At 73.3% G+C, this 12,720-nt stretch carries 16 protein-coding genes and 1 pseudogene; 10 read left to right on the forward strand and 7 right to left on the reverse strand.

The features are described from left to right. Nucleotides 1-101 precede the first annotated feature (101 nt). Nucleotides 102-1,388 (forward strand): annotated as a pseudogene (locus MCBG_RS03210) (D-alanyl-D-alanine carboxypeptidase family protein). A gap of 15 nt (nucleotides 1,389-1,403) precedes the next feature. Here MCBG_RS03210 and MCBG_RS03215 read toward each other — a convergent pair. Further along, the gene (locus tag MCBG_RS03215; protein ID WP_043323734.1) at nucleotides 1,404-2,429 is read right to left on the reverse strand and encodes a LacI family DNA-binding transcriptional regulator; all 1,026 of its coding nucleotides are present in this window, start codon (nucleotides 2,427-2,429) and stop codon (nucleotides 1,404-1,406) included. A gap of 199 nt (nucleotides 2,430-2,628) precedes the next feature. Between MCBG_RS03215 and MCBG_RS03220 the strand changes: the two genes are divergently transcribed. The 3 genes from MCBG_RS03220 to MCBG_RS03230 are packed head-to-tail and all read left to right on the forward strand — an operon-like array spanning nucleotide 2,629 to nucleotide 5,018. After that, nucleotides 2,629-3,594, forward strand: coding sequence for an acetylxylan esterase (locus MCBG_RS03220; RefSeq protein ID WP_043323736.1), 966 nt, complete (start codon nucleotides 2,629-2,631; stop codon nucleotides 3,592-3,594). A gap of 48 nt (nucleotides 3,595-3,642) precedes the next feature. Then, nucleotides 3,643-4,467 carry a M15 family metallopeptidase gene (locus tag MCBG_RS03225; protein WP_223201033.1) on the forward strand — a complete coding sequence of 275 codons (825 nt, stop codon included), beginning with the start codon at nucleotides 3,643-3,645 and terminating at the stop codon, nucleotides 4,465-4,467. 44 nt (nucleotides 4,468-4,511) lie between these two features. After that, nucleotides 4,512-5,018, forward strand: coding sequence for a DinB family protein (locus MCBG_RS03230; RefSeq protein WP_043323738.1), 507 nt, complete (start codon nucleotides 4,512-4,514; stop codon nucleotides 5,016-5,018). Nucleotides 5,019-5,028: 10 nt separating this feature from the next. Here MCBG_RS03230 and MCBG_RS03235 read toward each other — a convergent pair whose 3' ends face one another. Then, nucleotides 5,029-5,802, reverse strand: coding sequence for an alpha/beta hydrolase (locus tag MCBG_RS03235; RefSeq protein ID WP_043323740.1), 774 nt, complete (start codon nucleotides 5,800-5,802; stop codon nucleotides 5,029-5,031). Between the two features lie 147 nt (nucleotides 5,803-5,949). Here MCBG_RS03235 and MCBG_RS03240 point away from each other — a divergent pair, with 147 nt between their 5' ends. From MCBG_RS03240 to MCBG_RS03250, 3 genes are all read left to right on the forward strand, one after another. After that, nucleotides 5,950-6,342: a hypothetical protein gene (locus tag MCBG_RS03240; RefSeq protein WP_043323741.1), complete on the forward strand. Its 393-nt coding sequence runs from the start codon at nucleotides 5,950-5,952 to the stop codon at nucleotides 6,340-6,342. A 76-nt stretch (nucleotides 6,343-6,418) separates the two neighbouring features. Next, nucleotides 6,419-7,093 carry an HAD family hydrolase gene (locus MCBG_RS03245; RefSeq protein ID WP_043323743.1) on the forward strand — a complete coding sequence of 225 codons (675 nt, stop codon included), beginning with the start codon at nucleotides 6,419-6,421 and terminating at the stop codon, nucleotides 7,091-7,093. 372 nt (nucleotides 7,094-7,465) lie between these two features. Further along, nucleotides 7,466-8,665, forward strand: coding sequence for an RtcB family protein (locus MCBG_RS03250; protein ID WP_043323745.1), 1,200 nt, complete (start codon nucleotides 7,466-7,468; stop codon nucleotides 8,663-8,665). A gap of 32 nt (nucleotides 8,666-8,697) precedes the next feature. Here MCBG_RS03250 and MCBG_RS32865 read toward each other — a convergent pair whose 3' ends face one another. From MCBG_RS32865 to MCBG_RS03270, 5 genes are all read right to left on the reverse strand, one after another. Further along, nucleotides 8,698-8,862, reverse strand: coding sequence for a hypothetical protein (locus MCBG_RS32865; protein ID WP_166455878.1), 165 nt, complete (start codon nucleotides 8,860-8,862; stop codon nucleotides 8,698-8,700). After that, on the reverse strand, nucleotides 8,859-9,077 hold the full coding sequence (locus MCBG_RS03255; protein WP_030499989.1) for a helix-turn-helix domain-containing protein: 219 nt from the start codon (nucleotides 9,075-9,077) through the stop codon (nucleotides 8,859-8,861). The genes MCBG_RS32865 and MCBG_RS03255 overlap by 4 nt, the downstream gene beginning before the upstream one ends. Further along, the gene (locus MCBG_RS03260) at nucleotides 9,077-9,556 is read right to left on the reverse strand and encodes a DUF2975 domain-containing protein (protein ID WP_043323747.1); all 480 of its coding nucleotides are present in this window, start codon (nucleotides 9,554-9,556) and stop codon (nucleotides 9,077-9,079) included. The genes MCBG_RS03255 and MCBG_RS03260 overlap by 1 nt, the downstream gene beginning before the upstream one ends. A gap of 31 nt (nucleotides 9,557-9,587) precedes the next feature. Beyond that, nucleotides 9,588-10,229: a dihydrofolate reductase family protein gene (locus MCBG_RS03265; RefSeq protein ID WP_043323749.1), complete on the reverse strand. Its 642-nt coding sequence runs from the start codon at nucleotides 10,227-10,229 to the stop codon at nucleotides 9,588-9,590. Between the two features lie 83 nt (nucleotides 10,230-10,312). Next, on the reverse strand, nucleotides 10,313-10,906 hold the full coding sequence (locus MCBG_RS03270; RefSeq protein ID WP_043323751.1) for an HD domain-containing protein: 594 nt from the start codon (nucleotides 10,904-10,906) through the stop codon (nucleotides 10,313-10,315). A gap of 139 nt (nucleotides 10,907-11,045) precedes the next feature. On the opposite strand from MCBG_RS03270, the gene MCBG_RS03275 reads away from it, so the two are divergent. From MCBG_RS03275 to MCBG_RS03280, 3 genes are all read left to right on the forward strand, one after another. Next, entirely contained in the window at nucleotides 11,046-11,783 is a 738-nt protein-coding gene (locus MCBG_RS03275) for a TolB family protein (protein ID WP_223201034.1), read from the forward strand. After that, complete coding sequence (locus MCBG_RS33570; RefSeq protein ID WP_223201035.1) at nucleotides 11,759-11,992, forward strand: TolB-like translocation protein; 234 nt, start codon at nucleotides 11,759-11,761, stop codon at nucleotides 11,990-11,992. The genes MCBG_RS03275 and MCBG_RS33570 overlap by 25 nt, the downstream gene beginning before the upstream one ends. 107 nt (nucleotides 11,993-12,099) lie before the next feature. Beyond that, a partial coding sequence (locus MCBG_RS03280) for a class I SAM-dependent methyltransferase (protein ID WP_043323752.1) occupies nucleotides 12,100-12,720 on the forward strand: 621 nt, incomplete at its 3' end.

The following is a 12,720-nucleotide window of genomic DNA, read 5'->3' on the forward strand; positions in this document are numbered from 1 at the left end:
ATCCGGGCACGGGCGGGGGAGCCTACCGCGTGGCACAGGCGCTGGTGCCCGAATACCGGAGCCGGTGGCCCGTTCGGGTCGGCGTGGCTTGCGTCCGGGTCATGAGGACCTGGGGATCCTTCGTGGCGCTGGCCGCCGCCCTGCTGGTGCCGGTGTCGGAGTCGCCCGAGGTGGCGGGCGTCCGCGCGCCCGTACGCCGGATGCCGGCCGCGCTGCCCTGCCCGAACGTGCCGCCCCCGTCGACCCGGCCGCCGCAGCCGCCGCCCGCGCCCGATCCGGCCGCGCGGGCCGTCGGCGGCGCGACGCTGGACACCGCCGGGCTGGTCGTCCCGCCCGCGTCGACCGCGCCGCCGCCGGTCACCGCCACCTCCTGGGTGGTCGCCGACCTGGACAGCGGCGCGGTGCTCGGCGGCTGCGGGCCGCACGAGTAACGCGGTGCCCGCGAGCGTGCAGAAGCTGCTGCTGGCGGCCACGATGCTGCCCCGGCTGGACCCGAACCGGGAGGTCACCGTGACCGCCGGGGATCTGGCCGTGGAACCGGGCAGCTCGGCGGTCGGGCTGGTCGAGGGCGGGCGGTACCGGATCGAGACGATCTGGCTGGGACTGCTGCTGCGTTCCGGCAACGAGGCGGCGAACGCGCTGGCCCGCCTCGGCGGCGGCCCGGACGGGCTGGCCGGCGGGGTGCGGGCGATGAACGAGGAGGCGCACCGGCTCGGCGCGCGGCAGACCCACGCGGTCACCCCGTCCGGGCTGGACGGTCCGGGCCAGTTCACCAGCGCGTACGACCTGGCGCTCATCGCGCGGGCGTGCTTCGCGAACCCGGCCTTCCGCCGGTACGCCGCCACCCGTACGGCGCAGATCCCGGCCCAGCCGGCGCTGCGCAAGAAGGCGTTCGCGATCTCCAACGACAACATGCTGCTGGACCAGTACCCGGGCGCGATCGGCGGCAAGACCGGCTTCACCGACCTGGCCCGGCACACCTACGTCGGCGCCGCCGAGCGCGGCGGGCGGCGGCTCGTGGTCACGCTGCTCGGCGCCGAGGTGACCAGCCAGCGGGGCTGGCAGCAGGGCGCCGCGCTGCTGGACTGGGGATTCGCGCAGCCTCGGGACGCCTCGGTCGGGCGGCTGGTCGAGCCGGGTGAGCTGGACCGGACCGCGCCACCGGCGGGCGGCGGGGCGTCGGCCCTGGCCGGGCACGCCGACCTGCGTGCGGCGCGCCGGGCCCCGGCGCCGCCCCCAGCGCCGGTGTGACGGTGGCGGTGGGCGCGGTGCTGGCGGCCGGGGGAGCGGTGCTGCTGGCACGGCGGCGCCGGCACGCCGCGGCGGCCGCCGCCACCATGTCGACCGGGCCGGTTCTGCGCGAGCCGGAAATTCCGGAACAGGACTGAAAGTGGCGGTCCGGGTCAGCGGCAGGCGGGCGCCGCGGTGCTGTCGCGCACCACCAGTTCGGTGGCCAGTTCGACCCGGGGCGAGTCGATCTCCTCACCCTGGGCCAGCCGCAGCACGGTACGCGCGGCGAGCCGCCCCATCTCGACGAGGGGCTGGCGCACGGTGGTCAGCGGCGGTGAGGCCCACCGTGCCTCGGGCAGGTCGTCGAAGCCCACCACGCTCACGTCGTCGCAGACCCGCAGTCCGCGCCGGCGCACCGCCTCGTACACCCCGAACGCCATCTGGTCGCTCGCCGCGAAGATGGCCGTCGGCGGCTCGTCGAGGTCGAGCAGCGCGCCACCGGCGGTGAACCCGGAGGCGTGGTAGAAGTCGCCGGGTTGCACCAGCCGGTCGTCGGCGGCCACACCGGCAGCGGCCAGCGCGGCCCGGTAGCCGTCCAGCCGGGCCCGGCTGCACAGCAGGTGCGGCGGGCCGGCCACGAAACCGATCCGCCGGTGGCCGAGCTTGAGCAGGTGCTCGGTGGCGGCCAGGCCGCCGGTCCAGTTGGTGGCGCCGATCGCCGGCACGTCGGTGGCGGCCACGCCGGCGGCCGGGTCGACCACCACCACCGGCACGTTGAGGCGGCGCAACTGGGCCTGCACGGCCGGGCTCAGGTGCGAGGTCACCACGATCACGCCGTCGGACGCGCGGGCGCGCAGGTTGTGCAGCCACTGCCGGGTGGAGCTGGACTCGCGGTGGATCGCCGAGACGACGGTGCCCACCCCGGCGGCGTGACTGACGTCCTCCACGCCGCGGATGATCTCCACGGCCCAAGGGCTGTCCAGGTCGTTGAAGACCAGGTCGACCAGGTCCGCCCGGCGCACCGTACGGCTGCCCCGGCGCCGGTAGCCGTGGTGGCGCAGCAGTTCCTCGACCCGTTCCCGCGTGTCCGGCGCGACGTCGGACCGCCCGTTGAGCACGCGCGACACGGTCGGGACCGAGACGCCGGCCTCCCGTGCGATCGCGGTGATGGTCACCCTGCGTTCGTCGTCCGCGCTCACCCGTGTTCCCTTCGCCGGCTGCCGGAACCGACCGGTAGACCGTCCCGCCCCACGCACATCTTGCCGTACGCAGAGGGCTTGACGACAGGCCGGACCGGCCCTAGCGTTCGCACGAGTTGCGGAAACGTTCCGGAAATGCGCCAGTCATCTTCCGGCGGCTCGCCGTCCACCCCCGACGAACGACGAGGAAGACCGAGGCGTGCTCACCGACCTGACCGAGGCCGAACTCCGTACCTACCGCAGCGACCTGCACGAGCCTGCCGACTTCGACGCCTTCTGGGCTGACACTCTCGCACAGGCGCGCTCGTGCGGCGACCCTGTGACGGCGACCCCGCTGCCGACGCCGCTGACCGGTGTCGACGTCTTCGACGTGACCTTCCCCGGCTTCGCCGGACAGCCGATCCGCGCGTGGCTGCGGGCGCCGCGCGGCGCGTCCGGCCCGCTGCCCACGATCGTGCAGTACGTCGGGTACGGCGGCGGGCGCGGCCACGCGCTGGAGAACCTGCTCTGGTCCGCGGCCGGCTTCGCCCACCTCCAGATGGACACCCGTGGCCAGGGCTCGGGGTGGAGCCGGGGCGACACCCCGGACGTGGCCGCCGCCGGGCCGCAGGCCCCGGGCATGGCCACCCGGGGCATCGAGGACCCGAACAAGTACTACTACCGTCGTTTCCTCACCGACGCGGTCCGCGCCGTGGACGCCGCGCGTGAGCTGCCGGCAGTCGACCCGGACCGGATCGCCGTTCTCGGTCACAGCCAGGGCGGGGCCGCCGCGCTCGCGGCCGCCGCGCTGGCGCCCTCGGTACGCGCGGCGGTGGCGTACGTGCCGTTCCTCTGCGACATCCCGCGCGCGATCACGATCACCGACTCGGCGCCGTTCCGGGAGATCCGGGACTACCTCGCCGTGCACCGCGACCGCGAGGAGCAGACGCTGCGCACGCTCGGCTACGTCGACGGCGTCGCGTTCGCCCGCCGCGCCACCGCGCCGGCCCGGTTCTCCGTCGCGCTGATGGACGAGATCGTCCCGCCGTCCACGGTCTACGCCGCCTACCACGACTACCGGGGCGACAAGGACCTGACGGTGTGGCGGTTCAACGGCCACGAGGCGGGCGGCATCGACGACGACGCCGCCGCTGTGGACTTCCTGCGTACCGTGCTGGGCGCCTGACCACCGGTTCCGCCGATGCCGGCCCGCCCGGGCTGGTAGACACGGCGGATGGGCACCGGCATGCGCGCGACGGCGGGGCCTGGCCGTGGCGACCGCGCTGCTCGCCGCCGCCTGCCAGCGGCCCGCGCCGTCGCCGTCGCCGTCCGCGCCGCCGTCCGCCACCCCGACCGGCCCGCGGGCCCCGGCGACTTCGTGGACCTCAGCACCGTCGACCCCACCGTCCGCACCGACATCCGGTACGCGGGCTCGCACAACTTCGTCGGCCGCCCGATCGACGGGTACGCCGAACCGCGCTGCCTGCTCACCCGCCCGGCGGCGCAGGCGCTGCACCGGGTGCAGACCGCCGCGCTCGCCGGCGGGCACAGCCTCAAGGTGTACGACTGCTACCGCCCGCAGCGCGCGGCCGACGACTTCGTCTCCTGGGCGAAACTCCCCGGCGAACAGCTGATGAAGGGCGAGTTCTACCCCGCCGTGCCGAAGGACCGGCTCTTCGCCGACGGGTACATCGGCGCGCCCACCGCGCACAGCCGGGGCAGCACCGTCGACCTGACCCTGGTCCCGGTCTCCGGGCCCCCGCAGGCCGGGTACACGCCCGGCCAGCCGCTGGTGCCCTGCACCGACCCGGCCGGCCGCCGCTTCGCCGACGACTCGATCGACATGGGCACCGGCTTCGACTGCTTCGACCCGCGTGCCCACACCGCCGACGCGCGGATCAGCGACACCGCCCGCAACAACAGGGACCTGCTGCGCCGGCTGATGTCCGCGCAGGGCTTCGAGAACTATCCGCTGGAGTGGTGGCACTACCGCTACGTCGACGAGCCGTACCCGGACACCTGGTTCGACTTCCCGGTGGCCGGTTCGTCGCTGCGGTGACGCGGCCGTTCCATCATGATCGATTGCGGCTAGGGTGGGCGTTCATGGAGACCGAACGGATCGGCCCGCCGCTGCTCGGCGGGGAGCGGGAGTCGCTGCGCGCGTTCCTCGACTTCCACCGGGCCACGCTCGCCCTCAAGTGCGAGGGGCTGACCGACGAGCAGTTGCGCCGGCAGGCGTCGCCGCCGTCCACGCTGTCCCTGCTCGGGCTGGTCCGGCACATGGCGGAGGTGGAGCGCACCTGGTTCCGCCGGGTCATCGCCGCCGAGGACGTGCCGCTGGTGTGGTCGGACACCGGTGACTTCCAGCAGGCGTACGACGCCCGCGACGCCGACGTGGCGGAGGCGTTCGAGGCGTGGCAGCGCGAGATCGAGCACGCCCGGCGCATCGAGCGGGAGGCCGCCTCGCTCGACGTGACAGGTCACCAGGCACGCTGGGGTGAGGACGTGTCGCTGCGCCTGGTCATGCTGCACATGCTGCACGAGTACGCCCGCCACAACGGGCACGCCGACCTGATCCGCGAGGCGATCGACGGCACCGTCGGCGTCTGAGTCCGGCCGCTCAGCGCGTGCGCAGCGGCAGCCAGGCCAGCACGTCGGAGATGCGTGCGTCCCAGTACGCCCAGTCGTGGTCCCCCGGACCGAAGTCGACGGTGACCGGCACGTCGCGCTTGCGGGCCGCGTCGAGGAACCGCACGTTGTCCTCGTACAGGAAGTCCTCGGTGCCGCACGCGACGTAGAGCGCCGGCCGGTCGTCGCCGGAGCGCTCCAGCAGCCCCACCGTGTCGTCGTCCGCCGGCACCGGGTCGTCGCCCCAGACCGTGTGCCACACCGCCGGGTCGACCGGGTGGGTCGGATGGTGGCGGCGGCGGGTCACGTCCAGCGCGCCGGACAGGCTGGCCGCCGCCGCGAACCGCTCCGGCCGGCGCAGCGCCCACTTGAGCGCGCCGTAGCCGCCCATCGACAGGCCCGCGACGAATGTGTCCTCCCGGCGGTCGGACAGCCGGAAGAACGACCGGCACACCTCGGGCAGCTCCTCGCTGAGGAACGTCCAGTAGCGGTTGCCGTGCGCCTCGTCGCAGTAGAAGCTGCGCTGCACCTGCGGCATCACCACGGCCAGCCCCAGCGGCGCCACGTACCGCTCGATCGACGTGCGGCGCGTCCACACCGTGTCGTCGTCGGTCAGCCCGTGCAGCAGGTAGAGCACCGGCGGGTCACCGTCGGCGCCGGAACCCGCCATGCCGATCCCGGCGGCGCCCGGGTCGGGCAGCAGCACCGTCATCGAGGTGCCCACGCCGAGCGCCTCGGAGAAGAAGTCACACCGGATGTGCGCCATGAGGCGGGAGCGTACCTCGCAGGGGTTCGATGAGGGCGTTCCTATTGCCCCCGGACGGTCGTACGGGACAGGATGGCCGTGCGCGCCGGTAACACACCCGTAACCTGCGCGCTGCTGGTCTCTGTCACAAGGAAGTGGGAGTCAGGCATGAGCGACGTGTCGGCCGCACTGGGTGTGCGCCTCTACCCGGACCTGGTCGAGCCGGGTGGTCTCGCCCCCGCGCTCGTGGCGACCGCCGCCGCGCACCAGCTCGACGTCGGCGCGGTCTCCGCGCCCGAGCAGGGGCGCAGCCGCTTCACCTGCGCCGAGATGACCTCCCCCCGGGGCGTGGTCTGCGTCAGCCTCGGCTCCCAGGCCCGCTACTTCATGATCGACCTGAGGGTGGACGGCGACGTCCAGGCCCGCGGCGACGCCACCGACCTGCTCCAGGTCGCGCAGGTGGCGGCCGCCTGGCGGGCGGGGATCACGCTCGCCGAGCTGACCGCGCGCTACCCGTTCATGGAGGAGATGCGGCGCCACCCGGTCGCGCAGGCCGGCTGAGGCCGGGCACCCTGGCCCGGCCCGATCCAGGTCGACCGCCGCTCCCGGACGCGCCGTGTCGATCTAGGGTGATGCGATGACCGCCAGGCGCGTGACGACAGTACTGTTCGACTTCGCGTGGACTCTGTTCGCCAGAGACTCGGAGCGCTGGGTGGGCAACGCGGCGGCATCGATCGACCGGACATTGGCTGTCGGCGAGGCGCACCGTATTGCCGGCGACTTCGCGGAACTGTTGCGGGAGACGGCCACGGATCCGGCCCACATCGCCCGAGATCTGGACCCGCGATTCTGGGATCGGGCGATCCTCGCTGTGCTGGAACAGATTCCTGGGGTGGACCAGGCGCTGGCATCGGCCATGCACGAAACACACGCCGAAGCAGTCGAGCCGTACGCCGACACCGTCGCCACCCTGTCCGCATTGCGTGACAGCGGTGTTCGCATCGGCGTCGTCAGCAACGTCGGCTGGGACATCCGCACATGCTTTGCGCGGCACGGACTCGACGGCTATGTCGATGCGTTCGTCCTGTCCTACGAGGTCGGCTTCGTCAAACCGGACCCTCTGATCTGGGTCGCCGCCCTCGAAACCCTCCATGCCGCACCGGGCCAGACCCTGATGGTCGGTGATCATCCCGCCGGCGACGGCGGATCGGTTGCCGCCGGCATACCGGCGCTGATCCTGCCAATGGTGGATTCGCCCGCGCAGAAACGCGGATTCGAATACGTGCTCAGGCTTGCCCAGGTTCCGTCCTGACGGGTCTTTCGCTGGTCACTCACGTGAAGCTCCTGGTAATCAGCGCGTGCGCGGAAAGGTTCAGTGCTGTCGCAAATTCGCGTTGCCGCCGGTGCGCGGCGCCCGTACGGTGAGCGGGCAACGTCGATCTGATCCACCAGGGAGTCCACCGTGTCGCAGCAGAACCGCACCCGCGCCGAGCGGCAAGCGCCGCGCGCCGGTGCCCTGCTGCCCGAGCCGGGCACGGGTCGGGAACGGCAGTGGCAACCAGGGTGGTGGCGCGTCTAGCGCCGGCGCGACGATCCGCGCGAACCGCCCGCCCCGACACCGGAGCAGGGCGGTTCTCCGTTTCCGGGGTACCTATCTCCGACGGACACGAGCAAGGAGACGACGATGGGTTTCACCCCGCTGGCCGGTACCCGGGCGCCGGTCCGCGTCTGGACCGACCCGTACACGATCGAGGCGCAGGCGGCCCGGCAGCTGCGCAACATCGGCGCGCTGCCGTGGGTGCAGGGCGTCGCGGTGATGCCGGACGTGCACTTCGGCAAGGGCGCCACTGTCGGCTCGGTGATCGCGATGCGGCAGGCCGTGTCGCCGGCCGCGGTCGGCGTGGACATCGGCTGCGGCATGTCCGCGGTGCGGACCTCGCTGACCGCCGCCGACCTGCCCGACGACCTCGCGCCGCTGCGTTCGGCAATCGAGGCGGCGATCCCGGTCGGCTTCGCGATGCGCGACGACGCTGTCGATCCGCGGCGGGTCCGGGGCCTGGAGCAGGCCGGCTGGGACGAGTTCTGGCGGCGGTTCGCCACGCTGGACCGGAAGGTCGCCCAGCTCGAGACGCGGGCGCAGCGGCAGCTCGGCACGCTCGGCGGCGGCAACCACTTCATCGAGGTCTGCCTGGAGCAGGGTGGCCCGGACCACGGCCGGGTCTGGCTGATGCTGCACTCCGGTTCCCGCAACATCGGCAAGGAACTGGCCGAGCGGCACATGTCGGTGGCGCGCGGGCTGCCGCACAACACCGACCTGCCGGACCGGGACCTCGCGGTGTTCCTCGCCGGCACGCCGGAGATGGAGGCGTACCGGCGGGACCTGTGGTGGGCGCAGGAGTACGCCCGGCGTAACCGGGCGGTCATGCTCGCCCTGCTGAGCCAGGTGGTCCGGGAGGCGTTCCCGCACGTGCGCTACGACGAGCCGATCTCCTGCCACCACAACTACGTGGCGGAGGAGAGCTACGACGGGGTGGACGTGCTGGTGACCCGCAAGGGCGCGATCCGGGCCGGTAAGGGGGACCTGGGCATCATCCCCGGCTCGATGGGCACCGGGTCGTACATCGTGCGCGGCAAGGGCAACGTCGACGCGTACTGCTCGGCGTCGCACGGCGCCGGGCGGCGGATGTCGCGGGGGCAGGCGAAGCGCACGTACAGCACGGCGGATCTGGCCGCGCAGACCGCCGGTGTGGAGTGCCGTAAGGATGCCGGTGTGGTGGACGAGATTCCCGGCGCGTACAAGGACATCACCGAGGTGATGGCCCAGCAGGAGGACCTGGTCGAGGTGGTCGCCCACCTCAAGCAGGTCGTTTGCGTGAAGGGCTGAGCGGCAGGGCCGGCGTCGAGGGGGCGCCGGCCCTAACGGGTACGCCGGGCGACACGTACGCCGATGGCTACCGCGCCGATGACGAGCAGCGCGGACAGGAGCTGGAGGCCGGGGGAGTCGTCGGCCTCGCCGTACACGAAGCCGGCGACGCCGAGCACGACGGCGAGCACCGCCACGGCGGCGGCCAGGTGCCTCATCGCTCCTCCTCGTCGGGGACCCATTCGAGCAGGTCGCCGGGCTGGCAGTCGAGCACCCGGCACATGGCCTCCAGGGTGCTGAACCGGACGGCCTTGGCGCGGCCGTTCTTGAGCACGGCGACGTTGGCCGGGGTGAGCCCGACGCGTTCGGCGAACTCGCCGACGCTCATCTTGCGCTTGGCCAGCTCCACGTCGATGCGCACGACGATCGGCATCAGATCACCGCTTCCATGTCGGTGCGCAGCGTGGTGGCCTGGCGCAGCAGCGCGCGCAGCACGACCATCAGCAGCCCCAGCACGCTGACGCCGGTGACCAGCAGGAACAGCAGCAGCGGCAGCCCGGGGTCGTCGGCGTTGAAGCCCACATAGAGGAACACCCCGACGAGCACCACCCAGGCGGCGGCGACCGCCCAGACGATCCCGTCGACCCAGCGCAGGGACGCCTCGGTGAAGATGCGGTCGCGCTTGACCAGGGTGAGCAGGTGCCAGGTGCAGACGATCACCACCTGGACGCAGAGCACCCAGAAGACCGTGACCGCGGTGGCGGGCCATCGCAGGTACGCCATGTCCGGGTCTTCCCGGGCCATGTGGGCGAACTGGCCGGGCAGCGACATGGTCTGGAACAGCACCAGGATCGCGAACAGCAGGACCAGGAAGGCGCGGAGTGGTGTCACCGCGCGTTGCGCCGTAAGCATGCATCGACTATCGCGCGGAACCTATCGAAAGTCAATCGGTATCGCTCGCGCGGCGGGTGACGGCGTAGCGGACGTGCACGGCGTACCGCGAGTGGTGCACCGCGCGGATCTCGAGGTCGACGTCCCGGTCGAAGCCTTCGAAGAGCCGCTTTCCGCGACCGAGGATCACCGGCGCGGTGGACAGGCCCAGCTCGTCGACCACGCCGGCGGCGAGCGCCTGCCGGATGACGTCGGCGCCCCCGCCGATGACCACCGCGCCGTCACCGGCCGTACGCCGGGCCGCCGCCAGCGCCGCGTCGAACCCGTCGACCATGAGGAAACCCGCGTCCGGATCTGGCTGGTCGGCGGTGCGGTGGGTGAGCACGACCAGGGGCGCCTCGAACGGGTTCCGGCCGCCCCAGGCGCCCGCGGCGTCGTACATGCCCCGGCCGCACAGCGCCGCGCCGGCACCCTCCAGCAGCTCGTCGAAGTACGCGCGGTCCTCGGCGGTCATGCCGGCGCCGGGTTCGCGTGGCGTGTCGTACGTCCATGGCCCGCCCATCACCCAGTAGTGCAGCCGCTCGCCGCCGGCACCGAGCCCCTGGCCCGCGTGGTCGTCGGGACCGGTGACGTAGCCGTCCAGGGACACGGTGACGAACGCCCGCACCCGGCCCCGCGCTTCGCTGGTGCTCATGCTTCCTCCCGGAGACTCGGAGAACACCGACTCACCGAAGACCGCGCACCGGCACCGGACTCATCGCCGTCCTCGGTCCGGCGTCAGCCGTACACCGGATGTTCGGCCTGGAACGCCAGCCGGCGGTCCGCGCCGGCGGCCAGCTCGGCGAGCACGTCGTCCAGGTCCAGGAACGTCTGCCAGCGCTCCTGGCCGGTGATGCCGGCGAGCCGGTCGACCACGAGTTGCTCCAGGTCGGCGACCCGGCGGCCCTTCCACACCTTGTCGGCCAGGCTGACCATCAGGTCCTCCAGCTGTACGCCGGGGGAGTGCCAGGCGGCGTGGGTGACGGCGAAGCGGGCCCGCTCCTCCGGTACGCCGAAGCGCAGCAGCAACTGGTAGCCCGCCTCCTCGTGCGCGGACCCCGGGCCGGTCAGCTCGGCCGGATGCTCGACCTTGCCGAGGTCGTGCACCGCGGCGCCGAACAGCACCGCCTGCCTGTCGAACGGCACCGCGGCGAACCGGTCGGCGAACGCGGCGGTCAGGTGCCAGGCGACGTCGTGCACCAGCCGCAGGTGCGCGCCCAGGCGCGGCGGGGCGGCGAGGGCGGCCAGCAGCTCGACCGCCACGCCGGGCAGCGGGAGCAGCGGCGGGTCACCCGGCTCGGTGAGGGCGCGGCGCAGGGCGTCGGAGGTCATCGGGGCGAGCGTACCGGTCCTCGCCGGTCTCACCAGCGGTGATGGACGAGCAGCCGAACGTGAAGCGGCCGCTCGCCCGATTCCCGTCGGTCGATCCACTCGGGAGGGTGGGGGCCACGTCTCTCACGGGGGTTGTCGAATGACAGCGTTGAATCGTCGTGCCCTGCTGCGTACCGCCGCGTTGACCGGGCTGGCCGCCGCGACCGGGCTGGCCGCCACGTCCCACGGCGCGGCCGCCGCCGAGCCGGTCAACGGGCCGTGGCTGGTCAGCGTCGGCTGGGGTGTGCTCCAGGTCGACCCGGGCCGCACCACGCCGCGGGAGCTGCTGCCGAACGGGGACCACGCCAAGACCTCGCCCGACGGCCGGTACGTGGCCTGGGTCAACACGGCCCGCTCCGGCGACGGCACGCTGGAGCCGTTCGTCGCGGTGTACGACCGGACCACCGGCCAGAAGCGCACGCTGCTCGCCGACCCGTTCGGCGTCCGCTACGGCGCGCCGACCTGGTCGCCGGACGGCACCGAGATCGCGCTGGTCACCGGGCAGGACAACGACCGCCTGATCGCCGTCGACGTGGCGACCGGTGCCACCCGGGTGCTGGTCGAGGGGCACACCATGGCCGACCCGGACTGGTCCCGGGACGGCTCCTCGATCGCCCTGCGGTGGCGCAGCCGTTCCGAGGGGCCGCAGCTGCGCGTGCTGACCTGGCGACCGGCAGGGCGCGGCCGATCTACACACCGCTGGCCGGCGAGCGGTTCGGCTCGCCGGTCTTCATGCCCGACTCCGGGCGCGTGGTGTTCTGCACCGACCGCTGGTATCCGGACCTGGGGACGCTCAACCAGTCGCTCGCCTCGGTGCGGATCAACGGGACCGGGCTGAAGAAGCTCACCGACGAACCCCGGTTCTACCTGTCCCCGGTGTTCTCCCCGGACGGCCGCTACTGCGCCGCGCTGTCGATCCCGCCGGAGAACGAGTACCCCGACGGCGGCAACATCATCGTGTCCACCAGCGGTTTCGGCGAGCAGTGGTGGATACCCGGCGACGAGTACGACGACAGCACCCGGCTGGACTGGGCGCGGGCGATCTGACGTACCGGGCGCGCGCATCACGGACCGGATGCGCGCCGCCGGGCGTGACCGGTGCGAGGCTTGGAGCGGACGCCGCCGACGGGGCCGGCGTCCGCTCTGGAGGGGTGATGGCCGAGCCGCCGACCGGGACGTCGTCGCACCGCGCGCAGGCGCACGGCCGGCACGCCAACCACCGCCGCTACCACGACGGCGCGGAGGTCGACGGGTACGTCGACGACCCGTACCACAGGGTGCGCCGCGCGGTCGCGGCCCGGCTGGTGACCGAGGGGGTGACCGGCGGCGGGCCGGTGCTGGAACTGGGCTGCGGACCGCGCGGCATGCTCGACCCGGCGGCGCTGCCCGGCCCGCTCGTGCTCGCCGACATGGCCGAGGCGGCGCTGGGCGCGGCGCGCGCGGTGACCGGCGGCCGGGCGCTGCCGGTCTGCCTGGACGCCACCCGCGGGCTGCCGTTCCGCGCCGGCAGCTTCGCCGGGCTGCTCGCCGGGGAGCTGATCGAGCACGTGTACGACCCGCTGGCGCTGCTGCGAGAGTGCCACCGGGTGCTGGCGCCGGACGGGCTGCTGGTGCTCACCACCCCGAACCTGGCGCCGGTGCAGGACCGGCTGGCGTTCCTCGCCGGCCGCGCGCCACGCCAGGTCGACCCGCTGCACCCCTATCTGTGGCTGCACATCCGCCCGTTCACCGCCTCGCTGCTGCGCCGCACGCTGCGCCGGGCCGGGTCACGCCGG

The organism is Micromonospora sp. M42 (assembly GCF_000568915.1).
Lineage (GTDB): Bacteria > Actinomycetota > Actinomycetes > Mycobacteriales > Micromonosporaceae > Micromonospora > Micromonospora chalcea.